24 protein-coding genes are annotated in these 24368 nt (G+C 62.3%); 13 read left to right on the top strand and 11 right to left on the bottom strand.

What is annotated here, in order from left to right; genetic code table 11:
• Window positions 1–154 precede the first annotated feature (154 nt).
• From AB7290_RS17825 to rpmG, 3 genes are all read left to right on the top strand, one after another.
• Entirely contained in the window at window positions 155–1492 is a 1338-nt protein-coding gene (locus AB7290_RS17825; RefSeq protein WP_085398834.1) for an amidohydrolase, read from the top strand.
• A gap of 207 nt (window positions 1493–1699) precedes the next feature.
• Window positions 1700–3025 (top strand): LLM class flavin-dependent oxidoreductase, encoded by a 1326-nt coding sequence (locus tag AB7290_RS17820; RefSeq protein WP_085398835.1) that lies wholly within the window; start codon window positions 1700–1702, stop codon window positions 3023–3025.
• Between the two features lie 124 nt (window positions 3026–3149).
• Window positions 3150–3317: a 50S ribosomal protein L33 gene (gene rpmG / locus AB7290_RS17815; RefSeq protein ID WP_007603295.1), complete on the top strand. Its 168-nt coding sequence runs from the start codon at window positions 3150–3152 to the stop codon at window positions 3315–3317.
• A 94-nt stretch (window positions 3318–3411) separates the two neighbouring features.
• Here rpmG and AB7290_RS17810 read toward each other — a convergent pair whose 3' ends face one another.
• From AB7290_RS17810 to AB7290_RS17800, 3 genes are all read right to left on the bottom strand, one after another.
• A complete protein-coding gene (locus AB7290_RS17810) occupies window positions 3412–4572 on the bottom strand; it encodes a c-type cytochrome (protein ID WP_245343937.1) in 1161 nt (386 codons plus the stop codon).
• 82 nt (window positions 4573–4654) lie between these two features.
• A complete protein-coding gene (locus AB7290_RS17805; RefSeq protein WP_085398837.1) occupies window positions 4655–6433 on the bottom strand; it encodes a GMC family oxidoreductase in 1779 nt (592 codons plus the stop codon).
• 1 nt (window position 6434) lies between these two features.
• The gene (locus tag AB7290_RS17800) at window positions 6435–7163 is read right to left on the bottom strand and encodes a gluconate 2-dehydrogenase subunit 3 family protein (protein ID WP_275552125.1); all 729 of its coding nucleotides are present in this window, start codon (window positions 7161–7163) and stop codon (window positions 6435–6437) included.
• Window positions 7164–8589: 1426 nt separating this feature from the next.
• Here AB7290_RS17800 and AB7290_RS17795 point away from each other — a divergent pair.
• Window positions 8590–8916, top strand: a complete 327-nt coding sequence (locus AB7290_RS17795; RefSeq protein WP_063982797.1) for a BA14K family protein — start codon at window positions 8590–8592, stop codon at window positions 8914–8916.
• Window positions 8917–9301: 385 nt separating this feature from the next.
• Here AB7290_RS17795 and AB7290_RS17790 read toward each other — a convergent pair whose 3' ends face one another.
• Window positions 9302–10180, bottom strand: coding sequence for a hypothetical protein (locus AB7290_RS17790; RefSeq protein WP_144030602.1), 879 nt, complete (start codon window positions 10178–10180; stop codon window positions 9302–9304).
• 441 nt (window positions 10181–10621) lie between these two features.
• Here AB7290_RS17790 and AB7290_RS17785 point away from each other — a divergent pair, with 441 nt between their 5' ends.
• Together AB7290_RS17785 and AB7290_RS17780 are read left to right on the top strand one after the other, a co-directional pair.
• Entirely contained in the window at window positions 10622–11470 is an 849-nt protein-coding gene (locus tag AB7290_RS17785; protein ID WP_085398842.1) for an SDR family NAD(P)-dependent oxidoreductase, read from the top strand.
• Between the two features lie 350 nt (window positions 11471–11820).
• Entirely contained in the window at window positions 11821–12951 is a 1131-nt protein-coding gene (locus AB7290_RS17780) for a murein L,D-transpeptidase family protein (RefSeq protein WP_354133603.1), read from the top strand.
• A gap of 41 nt (window positions 12952–12992) precedes the next feature.
• Here AB7290_RS17780 and AB7290_RS17775 read toward each other — a convergent pair whose 3' ends face one another.
• Window positions 12993–13349: a hypothetical protein gene (locus AB7290_RS17775; protein WP_223154002.1), complete on the bottom strand. Its 357-nt coding sequence runs from the start codon at window positions 13347–13349 to the stop codon at window positions 12993–12995.
• Between the two features lie 812 nt (window positions 13350–14161).
• Here AB7290_RS17775 and AB7290_RS17770 point away from each other — a divergent pair.
• The gene (locus tag AB7290_RS17770; RefSeq protein ID WP_085405561.1) at window positions 14162–14569 is read left to right on the top strand and encodes a hypothetical protein; all 408 of its coding nucleotides are present in this window, start codon (window positions 14162–14164) and stop codon (window positions 14567–14569) included.
• Window positions 14570–14758: 189 nt separating this feature from the next.
• Here AB7290_RS17770 and AB7290_RS17765 read toward each other — a convergent pair whose 3' ends face one another.
• Window positions 14759–15997, bottom strand: coding sequence for an MFS transporter (locus AB7290_RS17765; protein ID WP_085405560.1), 1239 nt, complete (start codon window positions 15995–15997; stop codon window positions 14759–14761).
• Window positions 15998–16126: 129 nt separating this feature from the next.
• On the opposite strand from AB7290_RS17765, the gene AB7290_RS17760 reads away from it, so the two are divergent.
• Window positions 16127–16732, top strand: coding sequence for a TetR/AcrR family transcriptional regulator (locus AB7290_RS17760; RefSeq protein WP_085405559.1), 606 nt, complete (start codon window positions 16127–16129; stop codon window positions 16730–16732).
• Window positions 16733–17069: 337 nt separating this feature from the next.
• Here AB7290_RS17760 and AB7290_RS17755 read toward each other — a convergent pair whose 3' ends face one another.
• Both AB7290_RS17755 and AB7290_RS17750 read right to left on the bottom strand, forming a co-directional pair.
• Window positions 17070–18443: a PleD family two-component system response regulator gene (locus AB7290_RS17755; protein WP_028150565.1), complete on the bottom strand. Its 1374-nt coding sequence runs from the start codon at window positions 18441–18443 to the stop codon at window positions 17070–17072.
• Window positions 18444–18457: 14 nt separating this feature from the next.
• Complete coding sequence (locus AB7290_RS17750) at window positions 18458–18823, bottom strand: response regulator (protein ID WP_008566616.1); 366 nt, start codon at window positions 18821–18823, stop codon at window positions 18458–18460.
• 228 nt (window positions 18824–19051) lie between these two features.
• Between AB7290_RS17750 and AB7290_RS17745 the strand changes: the two genes are divergently transcribed.
• Window positions 19052–19363, top strand: coding sequence for a DUF3572 domain-containing protein (locus tag AB7290_RS17745; RefSeq protein ID WP_028150563.1), 312 nt, complete (start codon window positions 19052–19054; stop codon window positions 19361–19363).
• Window positions 19360–20652: a DNA polymerase IV gene (locus AB7290_RS17740; protein WP_085405558.1), complete on the top strand. Its 1293-nt coding sequence runs from the start codon at window positions 19360–19362 to the stop codon at window positions 20650–20652. Before AB7290_RS17745 ends, AB7290_RS17740 begins: the two co-directional genes overlap by 4 nt.
• Before the next feature lie 16 nt (window positions 20653–20668).
• Here the strand turns inward: AB7290_RS17740 and AB7290_RS17735 are convergent, their stop codons facing one another.
• On the bottom strand, window positions 20669–20824 hold the full coding sequence (locus AB7290_RS17735; protein WP_166097113.1) for a hypothetical protein: 156 nt from the start codon (window positions 20822–20824) through the stop codon (window positions 20669–20671).
• A gap of 201 nt (window positions 20825–21025) precedes the next feature.
• Between AB7290_RS17735 and AB7290_RS17730 the strand changes: the two genes are divergently transcribed.
• Window positions 21026–21427 (top strand): ACT domain-containing protein, encoded by a 402-nt coding sequence (locus tag AB7290_RS17730; protein WP_085405557.1) that lies wholly within the window; start codon window positions 21026–21028, stop codon window positions 21425–21427.
• An 88-nt stretch (window positions 21428–21515) separates the two neighbouring features.
• On the opposite strand, the gene AB7290_RS17725 is transcribed toward AB7290_RS17730, so the two are convergent.
• Window positions 21516–21917, bottom strand: a complete 402-nt coding sequence (locus tag AB7290_RS17725) for a RidA family protein (RefSeq protein WP_014494674.1) — start codon at window positions 21915–21917, stop codon at window positions 21516–21518.
• A gap of 72 nt (window positions 21918–21989) precedes the next feature.
• On the bottom strand, window positions 21990–22835 hold the full coding sequence (locus AB7290_RS17720; protein WP_085405556.1) for a cell envelope integrity EipB family protein: 846 nt from the start codon (window positions 22833–22835) through the stop codon (window positions 21990–21992).
• Window positions 22836–23068: 233 nt separating this feature from the next.
• Between AB7290_RS17720 and AB7290_RS17715 the strand changes: the two genes are divergently transcribed.
• Together AB7290_RS17715 and AB7290_RS17710 are read left to right on the top strand one after the other, a co-directional pair.
• Window positions 23069–23536, top strand: coding sequence for a RidA family protein (locus tag AB7290_RS17715; RefSeq protein WP_014494672.1), 468 nt, complete (start codon window positions 23069–23071; stop codon window positions 23534–23536).
• A gap of 16 nt (window positions 23537–23552) precedes the next feature.
• A complete protein-coding gene (locus tag AB7290_RS17710; protein WP_085405555.1) occupies window positions 23553–24299 on the top strand; it encodes a glycerophosphodiester phosphodiesterase in 747 nt (248 codons plus the stop codon).
• Window positions 24300–24368 lie beyond the last annotated feature (69 nt).

Genomic DNA, 24368 nt, shown 5'->3' with positions numbered 1-24368 from the left:
CTCCTCACGAGGTCATGGCTTGGTCGAAGCGAGAGGCGGATTGGTTCGAAGAGACGCCCCGATGCGCCGGTGCCGTTCTTCCATTTCTATCGCGGCAAGATGCGGCGAGATGTGCTAGGTGAGGGAATGGGCGCTTAAACGACTGGAGAATCGGATGACGCGGTTCGTAAGGCCTCTGCTCGCTTCCGTGGCGTTGTGCGGCCTGCTCTCCCCGCCCGCCCATGCGGAGCTCGACGTCGCCAGATTGAAGCAAACGATCGAGACCTCCTTCGAGAGCGAATACCCGAAGCTCGACGCGCTCTACAAGGACATCCACGCCCATCCCGAGGTTGCCTACCAGGAAGTGAAGACCGCGGCGAAACTCGCCGCCGAGATGCGTGCGATTGGCTTTGAGGTCACCGAGCACGTCGGAAAGACCGGCCTTGTTGCCATCTACAGGAACGGCGACGGTCCCACCATCATGGTTCGCACCGAGCTCGACGCGCTGCCGATGGAGGAGAAGACCGGCCTGCCCTATGCCAGCCGCGACAAGCAGATCTGGCAGGGCCGCGAGACATTCGTCGCCCATAGCTGCGGCCATGACATCCACATGGCGAGCTGGGTCGGCACAGCGAAGACCCTGGTCGGCATAAAGGACCAGTGGCACGGTACGTTGATGTTCATCGCGCAGCCCGCCGAGGAAGAGGTCACGGGCGCAAAGGCGATGATCGACGATGGCCTGTTCACCCGCTTTCCGAAGCCCGACGCGGGTTTTGCCCTGCACGACGGCAGTGGAGCCTACGGCTCCGTGACCTATAGGGTCGGGGTCGGATCGTCGAATGTTGACGGTCTCTTCATCAGATTCGTTGGCCGCGGCGGCCATGGTGCGATACCGCAGGCGACCATCGATCCCGTGATGATGGCATCCCGCTTCGTCGTCGACGTGCAGAGCGTGATCAGCCGCGAAAAGGACCCGACCGAATTCGGCCTTGTCACCATCGGCGCGATCCACGCCGGCACCGCCGGCAACATCATTCCCGACGAGGCCAGGGTGATCGGCACGATCCGCAGCTTCAAGCCGCAGGTGCGCACCAGGATGCTGGCTGGGATCGAGCGGACGGCGAAGGCGGTGGCGGCGATGGCGGATGCGCCGGCACCCGAAATCCATCTCGACGAGGGGACCAAGGCGGTGATGAACGATGCCGCTGTCGTCGGCCAGGCCGAGCGGGTGCTGAAAGTGGCCTTCGGCGACAAGTTCAACGTCAGCCCGGCAAACACGACCAGCGAGGACTATTCAGAATATGTCAACGCCGGCGTGCCTTCGATGTTCTTCAACATCGGCGTCTATGAGCCCGACCGCGTCGCGGCCGCGCGTAACGGCAGCGGCCCGCCGCTTCCCGGCAACCACTCGCCGCAATTCGCCCCGGTGCCGAAACCGACCATCCGGACCGGCGTCACCGCGATGACGCTCGCCGTGCTGAGCGCCTTCGATCAAAGGGCGCGGGGGCAGTAGCTTCCTCGCATCAGTGTCTGCGGCTTGATGGGCTTCTCAGATGCGCAATTGCGCATCTGTGCTCACCGCTCCGCGCGGCGCCCCGGAATGACGCGAACGTGCTGAGAGTCGATCAAAAAACGAAAAAATCTTCCCGCCTCCCCCAATGGCGGAGTCCCCACGCGTCCCTATGTCTTCCCCAACGACACCCAGAACGGATACGGGGCGATGGCACAACGGCAACTCAAGCTTGGCGCGTTCATGCGCCCGATCAGCATCCACACCGGCGCCTGGCGCTATCCGGGGGCCTGGCCGGACGCCAATTTCAACTTCAGCCATATCAAGACGCTGATCCGGAAGCTCGAGGCCGGCAGGTTCGACGCCTTCTTCATGGCCGATCACCTCGCCGTGCTGAACATGCCGGTCAACGCGCTCAAGCGCAGCCACACCGTGACCTCGTTCGAGCCGTTCACGCTGCTGTCGGCGCTGTCCGCCGTCACCGAGCGCATCGGCCTGATCGCGACGGGCTCGACGACGTTTGACGAGCCCTACCACGTGGCGCGCCGCTTCGCCTCGCTCGACCATCTCAGCGGCGGGCGCGCGGGCTGGAACATCGTCACCACCTCGAATCCGGACGCGGCGCTGAATTTCGGCCTCGACGACCACATGGAGCATGCCGAGCGCTACAAGCGCGCCCGCGAGTTCTACGACGTGGTCACGGGCCTCTGGGATTCCTTCGCCGACGACGCCTTCGTGCGCGACGTCGAAAGCGGCGTGTTCGTCGATCCCGCGAAGATGCACGTGCTCGACCACAACGGCAAATATCTGAAGGTGCGCGGCCCCCTCAACATCGCGCGGCCGGTGCAGGGCTGGCCGGTGATCGTGCAGGCCGGCGCATCGGAGGACGGCAGGCAGCTTGCGGCGGAGACGGCGGAAGCCGTGTTCACCGGCGGCGGCCCCCTCGCCGACGGCCAAAAACTCTATGCCGACATCAAGGGCCGCATGGAGAAGATCGGCCGCGATCCCGAACATCTCAAGATTCTTCCCGGCGCCTTCGTCGTGGTCGGCGACAGCGTCGATGAGGCCAAGGAGAAGCGCGCGCTGCTCGACAGCCGCGTGCATTACGACAGCGCCATCGCCTCGCTCTCGGTCATCCTCGGCACGGACGCCTCGGGCTTCGATCCGGACGGACAACTGCCGGAGATTCCGGAGACCAACGCCAGCAAGAGCGGCCGCCAGCGCATGGTCGACCTCGCCAGGCGCGACAAGCTCACAGTGCGCCAGCTCGCCCAGCGCGTCGGCGGCTATGGCGGGTTGTCCTTCGTCGGCACGGCCAAGACCATCGCCGACCAGATGGAGGAATGGCTGGTCGGGCGCGGCTCCGACGGCTTCAACATCATGTTCCCGTTCCTGCCGGCCGGCCTCGACGATTTCGTCGACAAGGTGGTGCCGGAGCTGCAGCGGCGCGGGATTTTCCGCAAAGAGTATGAAGGGGCCACTTTGAGGGAGAATCTGGGCCTGCCGCGGCCGAAAAACCGGTTCTTCGAGGCGTAATGGGACCGTTTTGGGTGGTTTTCCGGGTGTGAAACCTTGACATCAGGCGGTTTCTGGCTAGGTTGCCGGCCAATGCGGGCCGTTTGGCCGGCTCCAGATTCCCTTCATTCCTGAGGTTCTGAACATGGCCAAAGCGGTCACCATCAAGGTCAAGCTCGTGTCCTCGGCTGACACCGGCTTCTACTACGTCGCCAAGAAGAATTCGCGCACCATGACCGACAAGCTGGTCAAGAAGAAGTACGATCCCGTCGCGCGCAAGCACGTCGAATTTCGCGAAGCCAAGATCAAGTAAGAAGATCAAGTAAGATCGCGGAATAAGCTACGGACTTTTGACGGGGCCTCACGGCCCCGTTTTTATTTTGCGGCTCACGTCTCGGACGGCCGGCTCAGTCGTTGCGTAAAGCGGTGTCGGACCGAACACGCGTCACTTCGGCTGCATCGATCGGGGCAGCGGCACCACCCCAGCTATTTCTGACAAAGCTGAGCACCGCCGCGACCTGGCGATCATCGAGCTGCCAGCCGTAGGACGGCATGCCGGGTGCCGTCGGCTCGGCCTTGGTGCCGACGCTTCGCGCACCACGGAGCACCATTCGGATTGCCGTTGTGGGATCATTTGATTGCACCATCGTAGACTCTGCGAGGGCGGGAAACAGGTGTGGAACGCCCTTGCCTTCGATCCCGTGGCAGGCGGAACATTGGTCTCGGTAGATCGCGCCTCCGGCCGCCATCACGTTCGCACCCACCGGGGCAAGCCTCGCCTCATCCTTGTTGCCCGGCAATGATTTCAGATACGTCGCAATAGCCTTCGTATCCTCATCCTTCATCCTGGACGTCGACAGCTCGACGGCCTCCGCCATCGGCCCTGTCGCAGCGGTAGCGCGATTGTGCCCCGTCTTGAGGTAGAGCGCGACATCGTCTGCCGTCCAACTGCCCAGTCCTGTCCGCCGGTTGTTGGTGATGTCAGGCGCCGACCAGCCCTGGAGATTTGCTCCCTGCAGATATTGATCGGTTCGGTCGCCTCCGAGCAGCGTCTTCGGCGTGTGACAGGCTCCGCAATGCGCCGGCCCGTCGACGATGAACTTGCCGCGATTCCATTCGGCGGATTTGGTCGGGTCCGGCTTGTATTCACCTGCCGTGAAGTAGAGCGCGTTCCACACGATCATCGTTGAGCGGATATTGAATGGAAACGGAAGCGTATCCGCGTTGCGCGAATTTCGGACCGGCTCCAGCGAAGTCAGATAGGCCCGGATTGCCATCACATCGTCACGCGACATCCGGGTGTACGCATTGTAAGGCATGGCCGGATAGAGATGCGCGCCGGTTCGTCCGATACCCTTTCTCACCGCGGCATCGAATTGATCGTCGCTCCAGGCTCCAATGCCCGTTTCCAGATCGGGCGTGACATTGGGCGATATGATGTTGCCGAACGGCGTTTCGATCGGCCGCCCACCCGAAAACGGCTTGCCGCCGGGAACGGTATGGCAGCTGGCACAGTCCGACAGGATCGACAGATAGCGCCCGCGTTCGATCTGGGTGAACTCTTGCATGTTTGCGGAGCCGGCATGCGCGCGGCCAGCCAGCGACGCCGAAGCGAGCACTGCGCAAACGAGCGTGCATACGCGAGGAATCCTACGCATCGACCAGCCTTCCGGGATTCTTGAGGTACTGGTTCCGGATCGCGGCCGCCGACCAATAAGCGAGCGCGCCGACCGTGAGCGTCGGGTTGTAGCCGGCGTTCTGCGGAAAGGCGCTTGCCCCCATCACGAACAGATTCGGGACATCCCAGCTCTGCAGATATTTGTTGAGGACGCTTGTCTTGGGATCGGCCCCCATGATCGCACCGCCGTTGAGATGCGTCGTCTGGTAGGTCGTTATGTCGTATGGCGCGGTTCGATACTGCACGGCGAGCTTTTCAGCGCCCATCGCCTTAATGATCTCGGCGAACTTGTCGGTGAGAAACTTGTTCTGCTTGATCTCGTTCTCCTTGAGATCCATCGTGATCCGCATCAGCGGACGCCCGAACCGGTCCTTATAGGCGGGGTCGAGATCCAGGTAGATGTCGCGGTAGGCGTAGAAGCTGCCATGCACACCGGTGCCGGGCTTGACCGTGCTGAGATAATTGTCCTTCACCGCCTTCTTCCAGTCGGCGCCCCATGCCGGCGTTCCCGGCGGCACCAGGGTGCTTTCGATCGGACGAGCACCTGTCTGCACCTGGCCGACATAGCCGCCGCCGACGAAACCATGCGGCCCGTGATCGAAATTGTCGCCGTTGAACTCGTCGATACACATCCCGATCGAACCCGATGCGATGAACGGGTTGAAGTTGAACTTCTTGTTGTCGAAGAAGCCATTGACCGACGAGATCGTCTGGTGGGTGTAGTTTCGGCCGACGACCCCAGTGTTGGTGACGGGGTCGTAGGGCTGCCCGATTTGCGAATGCAGAAGAAGCTGCACGTTGAACATCGTGTAAGCCGACAGGATCACGAGGTCGGCCTGCTGCTCCCATTCTTCGCCGCTCGAGTCCACGAATGTCACGCCGGTAGCGCGCTTGCCTGAACGATCGACATTGATCCTAACAACCTCTGAATTGTCGCGGAGGCTGAAGTTCGATTTTCGAATGAGATGCGGCAGGATGGTTGTTTGCGGGCTGGCCTTGGAATAATTGCCGCAGCCAAACCACTCGCAGAAGCCACAATAGGTGCAGGGGCCAAGGCGCATGCCCAGCGGGTTCGTATAGGCTTGCGAGAGATTGCCCGAAGGCTGCGGGAACGGCTTGTAGCCGAGCTCGCGCGCGGCTTTCCCGAACAGCATATGGCTGAACGGCTGGGCCTGCGCCGGGGTCGGATAAGGACGGGACCGCGGCCCTTCGAACGGATTGCCGCCGTCCATGATCTTGCCGCTCAGATTTCCGGCCGTCCCCGACGTGCCGCACAGATATTCAAAGCGATCGTAAAGCGGCTCGAGCTCGTCATAGGTCACGCCCCAATCCTGGATCGTCATATCCGGGGGCAGGAACGCCGCGCCATAGCGTTCGGTCAGATGTGTCTTCAGCACGAAATCCGACGGGAGAAACCGCCACATTTCGGCATTCCAGTGCACGCCCCCGCCACCGACGCCGTTCGGCGGCATGAACGCGCCCCAGCTCCGGATCGGCAGCGCCGTCTGGTCCATCTTGTTGCGGAACGTGAACGTCAGCTGGTCCGGACGCAGGAACAGCTCGTGCCGGATGCGATAACGAAGTTCGTCCTGCATGTAGCCCGGCGGAAAATCCGTCGGCGCGTCGCGCCATGGACCGCGCTCGAAAGCGATGACCTCGAGCCCCTCGTCGGTCAGCTCATTAGCCATGATCGCGCCGGTCCAGCCGAAACCGACGATGACGACGTCTTTCCTGGGAAGCCTTCGGGACATGCTACGACCTCGTCCATTGCGCGTTGCCGGTCATGCCAACCGGCGGCAGCGGAAAGCGCTCGTTGTGGCGGTTCACCCAATCGAGATAGTTGTAGCGCGCGCCCGGATAGCCGATCATCTTCCACGCGACCATGTCGCGGTTCCCGCCATAGATCGGGTCCGCGAAAAATCCCATCTGGGCGTCCTTGACGAGTTGCGTGAAGAACGCCTTGCCGTCGACGCCGTCGAGCTTGAGCTCGCCCTTGTCGACCGCCTTCAGAAGCGCGATCCTGTCGTCGCCGGAGAGCTCGGCGAAGGGCTTTCCACCACTGTGCTGCTTGCACGCACGATCGAATGCAGCGAGACCGTCCCGATAATCCTGTGCCGGACCGTTCGCCGACTGATGGCCCTGATTCTTCAGGCCGGCCTGAAACGGTGGGCGCACATACAATCCCTCCTGCCGGCCGTAAGGCCCAGCCAGCTGCCGGTCGATGAACACGGCGCAGCCGGCATCCTTGCCGCCCGGCGTCTCCGGATCCGGCGGGATGATGCAATCAACGAGTGCCTCCATGGCTCTGCCTTCTTCGCCGTTGAAGAACTCCCACGGCCCAAGCTTGATTGGCGGCGGCGGATTTCCCGCATTTGGAGCCCAGGGCAACCTCCCTGCGATTGTGGCGGCTTTGACGGTCGTCGCGCTGAACAGCAGCAGGGCCGTCCCAGCAAGAAATTCCCTGCGTCGCAGGCCGATCATTGTGGGCGTCCCCTGTTTCATTTTTTCTTCCTCGTCGGTCCACCGCGCTGGAACTTCGATGAGCTTTCGGAGAAGTGAAACGCCTCCACGTCGCTCACGACCTGCATCTATCGGTCATGATCGACAACAATTGCCCGTGAACACCTCACCGACTCTCAACGCGCGGCTTCTCGTTGTACGATCGCAAATTGATCGCGTATTTCACGAAGCCGGCGCGTTTCCAAAAAAACACGGAGCCGATTGCTGCGAGCAGGCAGCGGAATCTCGCGGCAAGTCTCCTGTGTCCCGGACGCGCTGCAGTGCGCAACGCTGCTGCGCTGCGTCCGGGGCACGAGACTGAAGTAGACGCGCGGCTCCTTCTCCACGCCGTCGTTGCGAGGAGCTCTTGCGACAGAGCAATCCAGAGCCGTTCCGCCGAGGGCCACGCTTTGTGTGGATGGCGAGTTTATAGGCAGATGCCACCTCAACCCTCGGTTGCCCAATCCGAAATGTATGTTACCGTGCATTTACCGGGGCGGCATCTCCGTCCCGAATTTGGGAAGGACATGCTCATGAAATTCTCGTCAAGCTTTGTCGTGCCCTCAGCCGTCGCTGTCTTATCAACTGCCTTGCTGTGCGCCCCGGCAGCGTCGCAAATCCCGACTGGGTCCGCCGCCACGATTCCCCCTGTCACGGTCGACGCGCCGAAACAGGTGGCAAAGCCGCACGTGTCGGAGCGGGGAGCAAACACAACGGCGCCGCGTCGGACTGCGTCAACCGCTCGAACGTCAACCGCGAGCACGCCTTCGTATGCGCCGGGCTCGGTGATGGGGAGGATTGCCAGCCTGGAGAAAGTCGCCAGCAGCTGCAACGGTGGCTGTGCATCAAGCTTCCCAAGCGGCAAAGATCCCTGGGTCGGATGCAGCGAGTCGGGCGGCGGTACGAACTATGGACCTTTCTCGCCAACGTGCCGAGACACCATCACCCATACATCCTACGAGGGTTGCGTTGAAACCAAGGTGTTCCTGGGCGAAAACCGAAACAAGGCCCACTGGTTTTGCAGCAGCCTGCAGGCCGGCAACAGGTTTAAAGTCGCCGAACTCAAGCGATCAGGACGTCGCTAGTCCATACCGCCCGCGGGCTTTCTGTTTCAGTTGAACCTGGACCCGATGTCGGCCAGCGCTGGCCGCAGCTAGCCCAGCGTCGCCCGCCGGTCGCGCGCAAGCGCACCGGCGAGGTGACGCTGAGCTGCGCCCGGAGCACGAGAGCATGACGGCGGTGGACCATTCTCTTGCGTTCCGCAAGCAAACGATTCTTTCTGCATTTGAACGACGAGACCGCGTCAGGTCGCGGGTATGCGATCAAGCGAGCTTGTTCAGCGCAGATGTCGATCCAACTCCTCTCGCACCGGCAGCACGATTGCACCGGGCAATGATGGAGATGGACCATGACTGGACTTAAAATTCTCGCTGCCGTGGCTTTGTTGTCGGGCCTGACCGCAAGCGCCGCCTACGCGCAATCCGGCTTTGCGAGCAGCCATCCCGATACGTACGAGGCCGAGAACCCCAATCGCAACCTGAACGGCACGCTGACGCCGGCCGGTCGGCTGGGCCTCGAATTGCCGGATGGCGCAGCTCCTGCGCAAGGCGCGGACAGCGCCATGGCTCGCGCGGATGGCACTGCTTCACGTTCCTGCGCGGAGCGTTATCGATCCTACGATCCGGCGACGAGCACCTACCTCGGGTGGGACGGCAACCGCCATATTTGCAGGTAACGCAAAGCCGCAAGTCACCGGATCACGTGGATGTCCGAACGGATGGCCAGATGACCCGGTTGGATTCGAGGCGCCGTCGAGATGGCGTCTCGAACTTTCCATGACGCGTTGCGCATCACGGCCAACGCGTGACTCTCCTCGGATCCTCATGCTCCTCGTTCTGCCGGAGGAGACGCCTCGGGTGCCGACGCTTGTGACAGCGCGCCCCCCGAAGCGCCGCGTCGCGTCCAAGGCACGAGCGAAGAAGTAGATGTATGCTCCTGAATTGTCGCGTCCGCCATGCGCATAGAAGACGACGTTGATACCTGGTCGCTCCATGTCAACGATGGGCCATAAGCGGAAGTCGAAACATGAAGCTTCAAGACGCGACGTCGGTCACCGAAACTCAGTCGAAGACCGCCAAAGTCTTGTCATCGCGGACCTCGAAGAAGCGAGCCGCGATGACCTCACGCTCCGAGCCGCCGGCCTTTGTCGCCAGCATACAGGCGACATAGTCGGGACGTTTCGCATTCGGCTGCGACGTCATCGATTCGACCCAGGATGCCGCCAGAATGCGGCACACTTTGCGGGAGAGCAGGCGCACCCAGAAACTGGCGTCGACGCGCGCAAAGCCGACCAACGCGGTATACGGGCCCCCATCGGATTGCATCAGGCAAATCGAGCTCGTATCGACACGAAGGTCCGAAGAGTACAACGGAAACCCGAACTCAGGTGGTTTGGGGGAATGGCAGTGAGCCGGCCGCCATTCACGGTTGCCAAATTCAAGCGCCTCCGCCGGGGCCGTCTTCGCGAAGCGAGCCTTGACCTTGTCGACGGTCTGGCCCGGCTCAACAGGATCTTTTGGTTCGATCGAAAGCTCGAACGGAAAGCTCTCCACGTTCGACACCATGAACACGCCAAGAAAGCCGTAAACGGAAAATCCAAAGGGACGTGTTTCGACAACCTTGTCTCCGACACGGGCCACCCATGTCAGCCCATGGGAAGACATCGACGCATATGTCGATGCATCCGGTCCATACTTGGCTTTGGCCGCGCGATTCCATTCGTCGATGTGTGAGAGGTCCGCCTTTTCCGATGTTGTAACATCGAAATAACCAGTCCGGCGCGAATGCGGGACAGGCCAATCCGTCACCAGGAGGGCAGCGGAGATTGCTGCCGCCCCGCAAAGCGCTGCCGCCACGATCACTTTCTTAAGCACCGGCGTCACCGATTGACTGAGCGACAAGACCATTGCGGCAGCTGAGATTCCCGCCGAACGTTGCATGCCCCTTTCGTTGATTGAATCCGTCAACCTAAGCAACCAAAGGTTAAGGTCCGGTATCTGCAGCATGTGACGGTGCTGATGGCCGCTCTGGCTCACAAGCTGCCATCGCGAAGAACCAGCACGGCGTCCGCTGTAAGCTCCCAAGCTGAAGTTAGTGAGCACCGCCCCGCCTCCGCCGTCGGCAACACCGGCGCCGGCGGCCGCGACGGCCGGATCACCGTGAGCCAGATCCCGAAGATATTGAACGCATTTTAGAAGCTCTCAGCGAAGCAGGAATTTGGCTTGAGGGAGAGTGAAGCAGGTGACCCTGGCGATGTAGACAGTTGACCACGAACGGACATCCGGCACGCTTCCCAATCGCGCGAAAACGCGGTCATATGGCGTCCGGGTACACTTGGCGTTTTGGGGCGAGAGTGTTCCGCTTGCACAGGGAGAATGCGCGTGAAGGAACTCGCTGGAAAGACTGTGTTCGTAACCGGTGCAGCGTCAGGCATTGGACTGGGGATCGCGACCGCCTTCGCCCAAGCGGGGGCGAAGGTCATGCTTTGCGACATTGAAGAAGCGGCTCTGTCCGCAGCGCTCGAGCAACTGAGGCTCACCAACGTCGATGTCGACGGCGTGAAAGCGGACGTTTCACTCAAAGCCGAACTCGTGGCGGCCGCCGAAGCCACGACTGCCCGCTATGGCAAGGTGCATATCCTCGTCAACAACGCAGGCGTCGGCGCCGGTGGGCCTTATGGCGCCTGGACCGAGGCGTCGTGGAACTGGACCATGGGCGTCAACCTGATGGCGACCATTTGGGGGATCGAGATTTTCGGGCCGTTGATCGAGCAGCATGGCGAGGGTGGACACATCGTCTCCACAGCCTCGATCGCTGGCCTCATTTCAGGGGAGAGCAATGCATACAACGTCTCCAAGTATGGCGTTGTCGCGCTGTCCGAGGGCCTGCGGCGTGAACTCGCGCCCCGAGGGATTGGCGTATCGGTGCTGTGTCCAGGGATCATCCGCACTCAAATCATGGACTCGAGACGCAATCTCCCCAAACGCTTCGAGGGGGCGCTTCCTGCCTTGCCGACTTCGGGCCCACGTGCCGAGTGGATCAATATGCTCCGGGAACGCATCTCTCAGGGCATAGAACCCAACTATGTCGGCGAACTCGTCCGCGAAGGCGTCGAAAAGGACTTGCCATATATCTTCACCGACCTCGAATTTGAGCCGATGATCGAAGCGCGCTTCGCCGCAATCAAGCAAGGCTTTGACCACATCCGCGGGCGCACCCCGAAACGTTGAGCGCGCAGCCCTTCCACCAGCCTTAGCGGCTAACACGAATATTCGGATAGGGCTGAAACCGGCTTCAAAGCCGTTGCGCAGTGGACCGCCAATGTCTCAGTTGGATCACAATGCGAAGAACTCAGAGTGAGCAAAGTCAGTCCGCTCTACCTCACCAGGCGGACCTCAATGAAAGGTGTCGCCACTTCGCTGATGGGCCAGAAGCGGACGACGAGACCGAGCGTCTTGGCATCCCCAAGGCCAACGATAAGCTCGAACTTCTCCGGTGACTGCGTCCATCTGGGCTTGCCTTACGAACCCACTGACTACACGCTACCCAAATGAGCAGATTCCACGCCCGAGGTAAGGTCGTGATCGGCGCCACGGCACTCCGTGCGCTTGTGCTGACTGCAGCTTTTTTCGCGGCGTTGTCGCCGGCCACCTGCCTTGGCGAAAACAGCAACCGCTTGCCGGCCAAGGCTACAAAGGAGCTACCACCCGAGTTGCTCTCGCTGCTCCGACAAAAGAAGATGCCAAAATACTCGCCTATCCTTGTGCGCGTCTTCAAGCAAGAGGCGGAGCTCGAAGTCTGGAAACAGGACACCACCGGCCTCTTCAAAATCCTCAAGGTGTACCCGATCTGTCGGTGGTCGGGGGATCTCGGGCCGAAACTGAAGGAGGGTGACCGTCAGGCTCCAGAGGGGTTCTATACGATTACTCCCGAGCTGATGAATCCCAACTCCGATTACCATCTCGCGATCAACGTCGGCTTTCCCAACAGCTTCGACAAGGCAAACAATCGCGACGGCAGCTTACTCATGATCCATGGCGACTGCTCATCGAGCGGTTGCTATGCCATGACCGACGAACAGATAAGCGAGATCTATTCGCTAGCGCGGGACTCCCTCGGCGGCCGACCGTCCTTTCAGGTCCAGGCTTATCCATTCCGCCTGACGCCGGCAAACCTGGCGCAGCATCGAAATAGCCCGAACCTCTCCTTCTGGAAAATGCTCAAAGTCGGCAACGATCACTTCGAGAGGACGCATCTCGAACCTAAGGTGGACGTGTGCAATCGACGCTATGTGTTCGATGCGCAAGCTCCACCAAATTCGCCGTATCCTCTCGTGTTCAGTCCCACCGATAAATGCCCCGCGTTTGTCGTGGATTCCAAAATTGCGCGGCGGGCGCTTGAGAAGCAACGTACCGACGAACTCGAATTCGCGCGATTGCTCAATGACAACGTGCCGGCAGCCCCGATCTATAGCGGACTGGACGGCGGAATGAACGAGGCTTTTCTTGCAAAGTATCTGGTCAGAGTGACGCTTGCGAAAGTGATGCCGTATGCATCTTATCTGCCGCAACTGCCGCCAATCCCCTGGGTCACCAACGATGGTTCGTTGACGAGTAGATGGTTTGGCACCTCGTTCTCGAAACCGATTGCATGTGATCTGGCTCGTTCCAGCTTCCTGTCGACCGTCGTGGAAGGAGACGACGGGTGCTAGAGCGCCCGGTCTACTTCAGGCTTGCATCCCCGCGCTCGCTATCAGCCCATGCTTCCCGGCATGAAGCAGCGCGGCTTCGGATGACCATCTAGGTAGTAAGGCCAGACCATCGTACGGCCAGCGCGGTTCGGTCCATCCACGACAGCTTCGTTCGGAACATCAACCCACTCGCCATCAAGGCGTACGCGATAGTGACCGTCCTTAGTTTCCCAATCGGCGTCATCAACGCGCTTCGCATCACTGCCATCGCAGCAAGGCCCTTTGCCACTGTGCAAGCTCTCATACCAGCTGTTCAACTCGGGGTGCTGATAATCGTGGGCGCGAGCGTGACCGATTGTAAAGATCGGCAGCATGACAGTGAATACAGCAAGCGCTGCATGCCGAAGGTGATTGTTCATCTTACTCCTAATCCCGCAGTGGAAGTCCCACACGCCGAACACGTCAAGGCACGCCAAACTTGGGCCCGTAGTAGCCACTCCAGGGCCACACACATCGCCGCCCCGGTACCGCAGAGTTTAAGCTTGCTCACTCACCACCGGATATGAAAGGCCAACAGTGCTTGTATTCTCTCTGGAGATGGAGAATCGATCGACCGATTAAAGGAATATTTCGTCACATCGTTTTCAACGATGCGCGATGTCGACGCGTCGTATGATCACGAGTTCCGGCGCATGCTGAAGAAGTTGAGTTTGGCCCTAAGCACGCCCTCCGCATCGCAGCGCCCGGTCCGCAATCTCAACGACGCAGCAGTATCTCCGTCCGAGATGACAAATCCGCCTGCTCCGATCGTCAACCCGCTATTAATTTCGATGTCGGCACAGTAGGCGGATATCGCTGCGACCACGACGCACGTCCGCTTCGGGTCCCCCCCGAAGAACTCGGGCTGAGCATATCAAGTCTGCTTCAGCCCCAAGGAGCGGACATCTAGCGGACATGCCGGGTCGACCGCTTGGGGCCAAATCCGGACCTTCCCGTGGGCCAGGCAGAGACTTCGTTTCACATGTTCCCCAGACTCGTCAGGTGACGTAGAATGTCGTTGCCCTTAAAGTGGGATGTGCCGAAATCACCGTCTGGGCAAACGAGCAGCACTGGTGCCATCGGCAAGCACGCTCTCTTAGAAGCCGTTCTTTTTTCGGTTTCGACCACCGTTCACCACGAACTTTGCGCGCTGCTTATGCGGCGGCTCGTTCGGTAACGTCGGGAGAAAGCGATGAGCAAGATCGATCGAAGGTCCGCACTGGGAATCGCGTTGGCAGCGGCCTCGGCTGCCATGGTCAGGCCAGCCGCCGCTCAAACCACAGGCTACAAGGATATGACGCCTTGGCCAGGTGTCGTGGTGCGTGAATATGAAGGCGAGACACCATCCCTGATCCCAGGTTTTAAGACCGTCTCAATGCGCGATGTCATCATGCAGCCGGGGGCGAAGACCATGGGGCCCCCGATGATGAATGCCATGATCTGCCATATCACCGAAGGGGAGCTTCGGCTTGAGCAGGACGGAAAGACCTTTACGGGCAAGAAGAATTTTGTCTGGACCTGCAACAAGGAAACAAAAGAACAGGCGTACAACGACGGGAATGTGGTCGCGATTATGCGGATCACGGACCTGAAAGCTTAGGGCCCATGTGGAGGAGCGGATGGCGCACGCGACGACGCGCCATCCGCCTGCAGGATCATGAATTGTTGCAACGTCACAGCCGGAGAAAAGTTCGTCCGCGCGCCAAGCTTCGGGTCACACGCTGCCATCACGACGAAACAGCACGGCGTCCCCTGCAAGCTCCCTCTGACGTTCGCGAGCACCGCCCCGCTACGCCGTCCGCAGCACCGGCGACGGCGGCTGCGACGGCCGGATCAGCGCGAACGCGACCTGGATGATTCCGCCGGCCAGGCCCAGCGCCACGCCGATGCGCCAGGCCATGGTGTAGGAGCCGAGCGTGTCGTAGAGCACCCCTCCTCCGTAGGCGCCGAGGAAGCTGCCGATCTGGTGGCTCATGAAGGCGAGGCCCTGGATCATCGCCTGCCAGCGCAGGCCGAACATTTCGGCGACGGCGCCGGCGACCAGCGGGCCGACGCCCATCCAGAGGAAGCCCATGATGGCGCCGAACAGCAGCGTCGAGAACGACGTCGCCGGCAGCATGAAATACCAGGCGAGCGCGAGCGAGCGCAGGATGTAGATGCCGCCCAGCAGCGCCAGCTTGTTCCAGCGCTGGCCAGCCCAGCCGAAGAACAGCGAGCCCAGCACGTTGAAGCCGCCGATCATGCCGAGCGTCTGCGCGCTCAGCATCGGATCGAGGCCGCAGATCGCCAGATAGGACGGCAGATGCGTGGTGAGAAACACGAGCTGCATGCCGCAGACGAGATAGGCGCAGGTCATCACGACGAAGGACGCGTTGCCGAACGCCGTCTTCGCTGCCGTCGCGGCGGTGGCATCCCCGATGTCGTCGGCGGCAGGCTTCGGCAGCGGAATCGCGTCGATGCGGCCGGCATACCAGGCCGCAGGGATCATCAGCACCGACATGATCACGAAACCGGCGAGCCCGACGCGCCAGCCAAATCCTTCGTTGAGCAACTGCCCGATCGGCGCCGACAGCAGCGCGCCGAGCGAACCCGCGCCGGAGACGATGCCGAGCACGGTGGAGCGGACGGTCTCGGGCACAGCGCGCGCGGCCACCGACATCGCGATCGCCGCCGCGGTGCAGGCGAGCGAGGTGCCGATCAGCACGCCGGCGCCGATCATGATGCTGACGAGCCCGTTCGCGGTCGCCATCAGAATGAGGCCCACGATGTACATCAGCGAGCCCACGATCATGATCGGGCGGAAGCCGTAGCGCACCGTCATCGCGCCGGCGAGCGGCTGGAGAAAGCCCCAGGCGAGGTTCTGCACGGCGAGCGCCAGCGTGAAATCCGAGATCGAAATGTGGATGTCATGCGTCAGCGGCTGCATGAAGATGCCGAGGCTCTGCCGCAGCCCCATGCTCAGTGTCAGCATGATCGAGGCGCCGATCAGGATGGGTAATGTCGGACGCAGAACCTGCAAAAGGGGCATATTTTTCTCCCTCGTCGGCGCGACGCGCGCGCCGGCGTCTGCAATTCTCGATGTTTTTAGTTACACAGACCTGTGTACTTAGGCTATGAAAGGTGCACGCTGTCAAGCGAACAGGACGCACGCTGCCGCATGGCTCCCCCGCCCACACCACAGACGATGAAGGAGCGGATCCTCGAAACCGCCGACAAGCTGTTCTATCTGCAAGGCATTCGCGCCATCGGCGTCGACACCATCGCGGCCGAGATCGGGATCTCCAAGCGCACGCTCTACAACCACTTCCCCTCCAAGGGCGCGCTGATCGCGGCCTATCTGGAGCGCCGCTTCGTCAAGCCGCGCCCCTCCGACAAGCCCCCGGCCGAGCAGATTCTTGGCACCTTCGATTCGCTGGAGCGGCGCTTTGCGGCCAAGGATTTTCGCGGCTGCCCGTTCGTCAATGCGGTCGCCGAGCTCGGCCCAAAGGACCGCGCCGTGAAGAAGATCGCAATCGCCTTCAAGGAAAGCCGCCGCGTCTGGTTTCGCGAGCGGTTGAACGAGCTCGGCGTCACGGAGGCGGATGCGCTCGCGACACAGCTGGTGCTCCTGGTCGACGGCTCGATCGCGCAGGACCTCGTGCGCGACGACCCCGCGATGGCCCGCGCGGCGAAGGAAGCGGCGAAGGTGCTGCTGCGGAATGCCGGGGTGGATGTGGGTGATGCGGAGAAGCCGGCAACGGCAGCCAAGCGCACGCCACACTGAGCACTGCTGCCGCATCACTCGGTGTCATCACCCGCGAAAGCGGGTGATCCAGTATTCCAGCGGCGGTTGTGATTGAACCGAGAGGCCGCGGCGTACTGGATTCCCCGCCTTCGCGGGGAATGACAGCGGAGCTTGTGGAACAGCGGAGTTTGGGGAGAGGGCTTCGCGCAACAACCGCGCCCTGCCCGATCCTATCAAAATGCTCCTGTTTCGCCCGACGTGTCAAACGCCCGGGCAATCGGCATAGGTCCGCCTAGCTACCCGCATAAGCCATTGATCCGGCTAACGCCGGCTACTGTGCATGGGGTTGTTTTCGCAGTTTTTGTTGCAGGCGGCCTCACGCCGCCTGCGACACCACGCGATTGCGGCCGTCGTGCTTGGCGCGGTAGAGCGCGGTGTCGGCGCGCTTGAGGACGTCGGCGACCGCCTCGCCCTTCTGCTCCAACGTGGTGAGGCCGATCGAGATCGTGACCTCGATGCGCTTGGTGCCCTTGTGGACGGCGAACGGCTCGCCCGCGATCGAGCGGCGCAGGCGCTCGGCGACCATGCCGGCGACGTGGAGATCGGTCTCCGGCATCACGATGACGAACTCCTCGCCGCCGTAGCGGCAGGCCAAGTCGATGCCGCGGATCGACTTGCGCACGCGCACCGCGAACTCGCGCAGCACGTCGTCGCCGGCGTCGTGGCCGTAATTGTCGTTGATCGACTTGAAATAGTCGATGTCCAGAATCATCAACGCCAGGGGCTTGCCGCGGGTCGAGGCTTGGTCAGCGAGCGTCGCCAGATGGCTCTCCATGTAGCGGCGATTGTGCAGGCCGGTGAGCGCATCCGTGATCGCCATCTCGATCGAGTTCTGCACGTTGTCGCGCAAATGATCGGTGTAACGGCGGCGGCGGATCTGCGTGCGGGCGCGCGCCAGCAGCTCGGTCTTGTCGATGGGACGCAGCAGGTAGTCGTTGACGCCGATCTCGAGGCCGCGAAGCAGCCGGGTCGAGTTCTCGGGGTCCGCGATCGCCAGGATCGGCACGTGGCGCGTGCGCTCCAGCGAGCGCGCCTGGCTGCACAGCCGCAGCCCGTCGAAATTGTTGAGGTCGAGCGAGACGATCAGCAGGTCGTAATTGCCCTCGGCGGCGTGGAACAGCGCTTCGGTCGGGTTCGGCTCGACGTCGATGGTGTGCTCCGCGGCGAGGATCGTCGCCAGCCGCTCATAGGAGGACTGACGGTCGTCGACCAGCAGAATGCGGCCGCCCCGGCCGGTGTCGGCCACGGCGCTGCGTTCGGGCGCCTGCATGCCGATCTCGAGCGAGGTGATGGCGCGCATGCGCAGCTCATCGGTCATCATCTTCAGCCGCGTCAGCGAGCGCACGCGCGCGATCAGCACGACGTCGGAGACAGGCTTTGTCAGGAAATCATCGGCGCCGGCTTCCAGCCCGCGATTGCGGTCGGCGGGGCTGTCGAGCGCGGTGACCATCACGACGGGGATGTGGTGCGTCGCCGGATCGGTCTTGAGACGGCGGCAGACTTCAAAGCCGTCCATGTCGGGCATCATCACGTCGAGCAGGATGATGTCGCATTCGGCGCGGCTGGCCAGCGCCAGCGCCTCGGTGCCGTTCGAGGCGGTCATCACGTCGAAATATTCGGCGGACAGGCGAGCTTCGAGGAGTTTGACGTTGGCGGGAACGTCATCGACAACCAGGATACGCGCGGACACTTTGAACTCACTTCCTATCCGATAAAACGCCGGACCGTCTCAATGAATTTGCCGACCGAGATCGGCTTGGACAAATAGGCCTCGCAGCCGCCCTCGCGGATGCGCTCTTCGTCGCCCTTCATCGCGAACGCCGTGACCGCGACGACGGGAATGGCGCGCAGCTCCGGATCGTCCTTGATCCAGCGCGTGACCTCGAGCCCCGAGACCTGCGGCAATTGGATATCCATCAGCACGAGGTCGGGCCGCATCTTGCGAACGAGGTCGAGCGCCTCGTAGCCGTTGCTGGTGCCGGAGGTCTGGTAACCGTGTGCCTCCAACAGGTCGCGGAAGAGCTTCATGTTGAGCTCGTTGTCTTCCACGATCAGGACGGTCTTAGCCATCCCGCCCTCCTGATTGGCACGAAGCCCTATACATGTGACGCCTCAGGCGCCGCTCGCCGGCGCTTCGAAAACTGGATTCAAACTAGCCTCAGATTCGCTTGAGTTTCGTTAAACTCGAGGGCCGACTTTCTGCGATGTGGTTTCCGGTTGCTTGTCGGCGGTCTTGAGACTCGGGCATGATGGTTTCAAAGTAGACACCGAAAGTTAACGGAAAGGCAAACCGAACCCTTGAAAAAGCCTGTTCACAACCCTCGCGAAGTCGCTGAAATCGTTGCGATTCAGGCGCTCTCCTTCGTGGCCGGCGATCCGGAGCGGCTTGGCCTGTTCCTGGCTGAGACAGGCGTCGGTCCTGAGACCCTGCGCAATGCCGCCTCGGACCCGAATTTCCTCCTCAGCGTGCTCGATTTCGTGATGCGCGATGACGCCACCGTGAAGGCCTTTGCCTCGACCGCGGAGCTGCATCCGACCAACGTTGCTGCGGCGCGGCAGGTGCTGGGCGACGCGCTCGGCGACCCCTCCTGGGAGCGCGACGTGCCGTGACCGTCCCCGATACGGCCGGACCCCGCTGCTTCTGCCGGGATTGTCTGGCCGATCTGGATATGGGCGTGCGGCGCTGCTCCGCCTGCGGTTCCCCTCGCCTCGTCCGCCACCGCGAGCTCGCAGGCTTGACCATCGCCCATATCGACTGCGACGCCTTTTATGCGACGGTCGAGAAGCGCGACAACCCTGATATCGCCGACAAGCCCGTCATCATCGGCGGCGGCAAGCGCGGTGTGGTGTCGGCCGCCTGCTACATCGCGCGGACCTATGGCGTGCGCTCGGCCATGCCGATGTATAGGGCGCTCGAGGCCTGCCCGCATGCGACCGTGATTCCGCCCGACATGGCCAAGTACGTCCGTGTCGGCCGCGAGGTGCGCCAGGCCATGCAGGCGCTGACGCCGCTGGTCGAGCCGCTCTCGATCGACGAGGCCTTTCTCGATCTCTCCGGCACCGAGCGGGTGCACGGCATGGTTCCGGCCAAGGTGCTCGCGCGGTTCGCGCGCAACATCGAGCACGACATCGGCATCTCCGTCTCGGTCGGCCTGTCCTGCAATAAGTTCCTGGCCAAGATCGCCTCCGACCTCGACAAGCCGCGCGGCTTTGCCGCGCTCGACCAGGAGGAGGCACGTTCGATGCTGGCGGAGAAGCCGGTCGGCTTCATCTTCGGCGTCGGCCCGGCCACGCAGGAGCGCCTGGTGCAGCGCGGCTTCCGCATCATCGCCGACCTGCAAAAGGCCGACGAGATCGAGATGATGCGGCAGTTTCCGAGCGACGGCCGCAGGCTGTGGCGGCTCGCCCGCGGCATCGACGACCGCCGCGTCGAGCCCGATCGGGGCGCCAAGACGATTTCGAGCGAAACCACCTTCGAGACCGACATCCGCGATTTCGCGACGCTCGAGAAGATCCTTTGGCGGCTCTGCGAGAAGACGTCGTCGCGGCTCAAGAGCAGCGAGCTTGCCGGCTCGACCGTCACGCTGAAACTGAAGACTGCCGATTTCCGCCAGCGCACCCGCTCGCAGTCGATCGCAGGCCCGACGCAGCTTGCCGCCAAGATCTTCTCGATCTGCCGCGAGATGCTGGCGAAGGAGATCGACGGCACCGCCTTCCGCCTGATGGGCGCCGGCGTCAGCGCGCTGCGCGAAGGCTCGCCTGCCGACGACACCGATATGCTTGACCGCCGTGCTGCGCATGCCGAGCGCGCGGTGGACAGTCTGCGCAAGAAGTTCGGCAACTCCGCCGTCATTCGCGGCATCGCGTATGATGGCCCTGAAGCAGGACAGCAGGAATGATCGAGTCCTGCTCAATTCAGTCGCGTTCGAAGATCCGTGCACCCGGATAGACACGCCTAGCATACTGAATGACCAACTGCCGATCCTGACTCGCCAGGAACGGCGTTCGGATCTGACAAGATCCGACGATGAGGTGCCACAGGCCGTTGAGCTTTCCAATCATGACGTTCATTTGAGCTTCCTCGCAGTGACCCGAGTAGACTCAAATTGTAAGAATCTCCGGCCGTCGCTCAATTGTACCAGCGTAAGGTCAGCGTATGAGAAGGATTGGAAGAGATATACAAAGGTATGTTGGCGAGGCCCTGTCAGGTTCCGGCGTCGATGGGTTTCGCAAGGGCTGTACGCATCCGAACGCGCTGAGAGGCTGACCATCGTGACAGGCGAACGCGACCTCGACGCGCTGTTGAGAAACATGAAGCCGGAGCTGCTGGACGGCACCTTCGTGTTTTGCACGATCCCACCCAACGAGCCCGTTCCCGCAGCGGTCAACCCGCTGCTGACGTTTCGCGAGCAGGAAGGAACCACGCTGGTGATCCTGCGCGAAGAAGCCGAGGCGTCAGGCTTACGCTACGCGTTCGCCTCGCGCCTGATCACCCTGACGGTACACTCCGCGCTCGATGCGGTGGGCTTCCTGGCTGCGGTCACGGCCCGCCTGGCCGAAGCCGGCATCAGCGTGAATGCGGTGTCGGCCTTCCACCACGATCATCTTTTCGTACTTGCTGACGGGGCCGATGAAGCGATGGCTGTTTTGCGAGCTATGTCCGCAGCAAAGTAGGATGGGTAGAGCGAAGCGAAACCCATCGAGCTCTTCCCGCGCAACAAGGTGATGGGTTTCGCTTCGCTCTACCCATCCCACGGTCGTTTCAATCCGCGACCGCCACCGCCTCGATCTCGATCAGCCATTCCGGCGCGGCGAGCGCGGAGACGCCGACGAGGGTGCTGGCCGGCGGCTCCATGCCCTCGAAGAAGGCCGAGCGGGCCTTGCCGATGATCGGGCGCAGCTCCGGCTTGTAGTTCACGACGAAGGTCGTGATCTTGACGATGTTGGCGTAGGTCGCACCGGCCGCCTTCAGCGCATGGCCGAGATTCTGCATCACCTGCGTCGTCTGCGCGGCAATATCGCCCTCGCCGACGATCCGCCCTTCCTCGTCCACCGACACCTGGCCGGAGATGTAGATGGTGCGCGCACCGGAAGCGGTGACGACGTGGGAATAGGCCGGATTGTGATGCAGGCCGCTGGGGCGGAGATGGTCGAGCTTGGGCATGGTGCTTGCCTCCCGGGTTTGTGGTTGGGAGGAAGCGTAGCCGGAGAGCGAGCGGAGGGCTAGTCTCGCCCCTCAATTGCAGGGCTTGCTGTCCTTCGCGTCGAACTTGCCCATCGCGCCGGAAATCACGAAATCGTTGTAATCGAGCACGAGCTGGCGCGAAACGCCGTTTTCGTAGAGCTCGAACGCCATCGCGTAGACCGGCGTCTGCTCGCCTTCCTTCTGCTGGGACTCGCGGTCGAAATAGCTGACGGTAACCGGCCAGCGCTTGAGCGACTTCATGTGCTCGTCCGTGGTCGATGCATCGGGCGAAGCAGTGCGGTCGGCGGGAATCGGCTGACCGATCACGGTCAGCGTGTTGTAGACCTTCTGGCCGTCGTCGGAGCCGTCATAGACCGACAGCTCGAGCAACGACTTGCCGTCCTTGGCGGCGGCAATGATGCGCTGGATCTGCTCGGTCGGGAACACGATCTTGCCGTCGAGCGTGAAATTCTTCGGCGCTGGCAGCTTCAGCTTGACGTTGATATGGTCGCCGTCGCGCTCGGCCGAACCGTCGACCCGGCCGGCATCGGCCTCGTTCATCCGCGTCTCGATCTTGAAGCGGTAGCTTTTTCCCGCGGCGTCCTCCCAGGAGTTGGAGCGGAGGTCGCTCAGCGTGATCTTGCCCTCGCCGCTGTCGAGCTCGGAGACCTGGCGGAATTCGGAGGTGTAGCCCTCGCACGAACTCCCCGTGAAATTGTAGAGGATGCGGCCGCGCGCGCTGTTGATCGAATTGGAGCGCGATTTGACGAGGCTGAGGTCATAGAGCGCCTGGTGCGCAAGGAACGGACCGCTGGCCGCCTGCGCTCCACCGCCTGCACCGAAAGCAGCCGCCGCGAGCGCCATCACACCAAGCGAAGTCCGGAAAAGGTGCACCATGTGTCATCCTTGGGGAAAGCGCAGATTCGACATTTTAATGACCGTTCCATTGCGTCGCAACTGAGGCCGTTTCACGTAAAGTTGCGGCCCCCGCCTTGAACCTGCTGCCTGGCCACAACAAAATGCAGTCGCTCCGGTTGCTTGCATGTGACGGCACGATGGGCGAAACAGGGCGCGCCCGGCCTCCAAATGGACGCAGCCGGGCGGATGAAATTTGGACAACGAGGTCGAACATGGCGGGCACGGTCGAGCAGAAACTGGCGGAACAGGGCATCAAGCTGCACGAGGCCCCTACCCCTGTCGCCAATTACGTGCCGTTCGTGCGCACCGGTAACCTGCTGTTCGTCTCCGGCCAGGTCTGTTTCGACCCCGCCGGCAAGCTGATCGCCAAGGGTAAGCTCGGTGCCGGCGTTTCGATCGAGGACGGTGCCGCGGCGGCGCGCGGCTGCGCCGTCAACCTGCTGGCCCAGGTCAAGGCGGCGCTCGGCGACCTCGACAAGGTCGTACGCGTGGTGCGCCTCGGCGGCTTCATCAACTCGGCGCCCGACTTCCTGGACGGGCCGAAGGTGCTCAACGGCGCCTCCGACCTGATGGTTGCCGCCTTCGGTGACAAGGGCCGCCATGCCCGCACCACCGTCGGCGTCGCCTCGCTGCCCGCGGACGCGGCGGTCGAGGTTGAAGGCGTGTTCGAGGTCGCCTGACACGGAGCTGACGGCGTTGCGCGCTCCTGATTGGCTGACAGCCCGGCCGGTCGCCCATCGCGGCCTGCATGACATTTCCCGTGGCATCGTTGAGAACATGCCGGGGGCGGTGCAGGCTGCGATCGCAGGCAATTTCTCGATCGAGGTCGACATCCAGCTCTCCGCCGACGGCGAGGCCATGGTGCACCATGACCACGCGCTCGGCCGTCTCTCCGAGGCCACCGGCGAGGTGGTTGCGAAGACCGCGGCCGAGCTGAAGGCGGTCAAGTTCAAGGACACGAACGAGCGGATGATGTCGCTGTCCGACCTCTGCGCCATGGTCGCAGGCCGCGTGCCGCTGGTGATCGAGGTGAAGAGCCATTTTGGCGGCGACCGCAAGCTGGTGAAGCGGATGGCGGAGGTGCTGGCGTCCTATGACGGGCGTGCGGTCGGCATGTCCTTCGATCCCGACCAGGTGCTGGCGCTGCGTGAGCTGTTGCCCTCCCGCCCCCGCGGCATCGTCGCCCAGCGGACCTATGAAGACGAGTATTGGGCGAAGCTGACGCAGGCGCAGCGCGACAGCATGCTGTACCTGCGCCATGGCTTTCAGACCCAGCCGCATTTCGTCGCCTTCAAGGTCGACCACCTGCCGGCCCCGGCCCCCTGGATCGCCCGCAACGTCCTCGGCTGCGCCCTGCTCGGCTGGACCGTGCGCACTCCGGAGCAGCGGACGCGGGTCGGGCAATATGCGGATCAGATGATCTTTGAGGGGTTCGTCCCGTAGGGCTTGCGCACGCCCGCTCTCGTGTCCCGGACGCGCTGCAACGCGCAGCGTTGCTGTGCGGAGCCGGGA

Origin of the sequence: Bradyrhizobium sp. 613_E4_N2_2, from assembly GCF_052075995.1 — a bacterium.
Lineage (GTDB): Bacteria > Pseudomonadota > Alphaproteobacteria > Rhizobiales > Xanthobacteraceae > Bradyrhizobium > Bradyrhizobium barranii.
The sequence above is the reverse complement of the archived record's forward strand: the minus strand, read 5'-3'. Positions and strand labels throughout refer to the sequence as shown.

Coding starts and splice junctions, on each gene's coding strand:
- AB7290_RS17825 (WP_085398834.1), top strand. CDS start 155: ATGACGCGGTTCGTAAGGCCTCTGCTCGCTTCCGTGGCGTTGTGCGGC.
- AB7290_RS17820 (WP_085398835.1), top strand. CDS start 1,700: ATGGCACAACGGCAACTCAAGCTTGGCGCGTTCATGCGCCCGATCAGC.
- rpmG (WP_007603295.1), top strand. CDS start 3,150: ATGGCCAAAGCGGTCACCATCAAGGTCAAGCTCGTGTCCTCGGCTGAC.
- AB7290_RS17810 (WP_245343937.1), bottom strand. CDS start 4,572: ATGCAAGAGTTCACCCAGATCGAACGCGGGCGCTATCTGTCGATCCTG.
- AB7290_RS17805 (WP_085398837.1), bottom strand. CDS start 6,433: ATGTCCCGAAGGCTTCCCAGGAAAGACGTCGTCATCGTCGGTTTCGGC.
- AB7290_RS17800 (WP_275552125.1), bottom strand. CDS start 7,163: ATGATCGGCCTGCGACGCAGGGAATTTCTTGCTGGGACGGCCCTGCTG.
- AB7290_RS17795 (WP_063982797.1), top strand. CDS start 8,590: ATGACTGGACTTAAAATTCTCGCTGCCGTGGCTTTGTTGTCGGGCCTG.
- AB7290_RS17790 (WP_144030602.1), bottom strand. CDS start 10,180: ATGCAACGTTCGGCGGGAATCTCAGCTGCCGCAATGGTCTTGTCGCTC.
- AB7290_RS17775 (WP_223154002.1), bottom strand. CDS start 13,349: ATGAACAATCACCTTCGGCATGCAGCGCTTGCTGTATTCACTGTCATG.
- AB7290_RS17770 (WP_085405561.1), top strand. CDS start 14,162: ATGAGCAAGATCGATCGAAGGTCCGCACTGGGAATCGCGTTGGCAGCG.
- AB7290_RS17765 (WP_085405560.1), bottom strand. CDS start 15,997: ATGCCCCTTTTGCAGGTTCTGCGTCCGACATTACCCATCCTGATCGGC.
- AB7290_RS17760 (WP_085405559.1), top strand. CDS start 16,127: ATGGCTCCCCCGCCCACACCACAGACGATGAAGGAGCGGATCCTCGAA.
- AB7290_RS17750 (WP_008566616.1), bottom strand. CDS start 18,823: ATGGCTAAGACCGTCCTGATCGTGGAAGACAACGAGCTCAACATGAAG.
- AB7290_RS17735 (WP_166097113.1), bottom strand. CDS start 20,824: ATGAACGTCATGATTGGAAAGCTCAACGGCCTGTGGCACCTCATCGTC.
- AB7290_RS17725 (WP_014494674.1), bottom strand. CDS start 21,917: ATGCCCAAGCTCGACCATCTCCGCCCCAGCGGCCTGCATCACAATCCG.
- AB7290_RS17720 (WP_085405556.1), bottom strand. CDS start 22,835: ATGGTGCACCTTTTCCGGACTTCGCTTGGTGTGATGGCGCTCGCGGCG.
- AB7290_RS17715 (WP_014494672.1), top strand. CDS start 23,069: ATGGCGGGCACGGTCGAGCAGAAACTGGCGGAACAGGGCATCAAGCTG.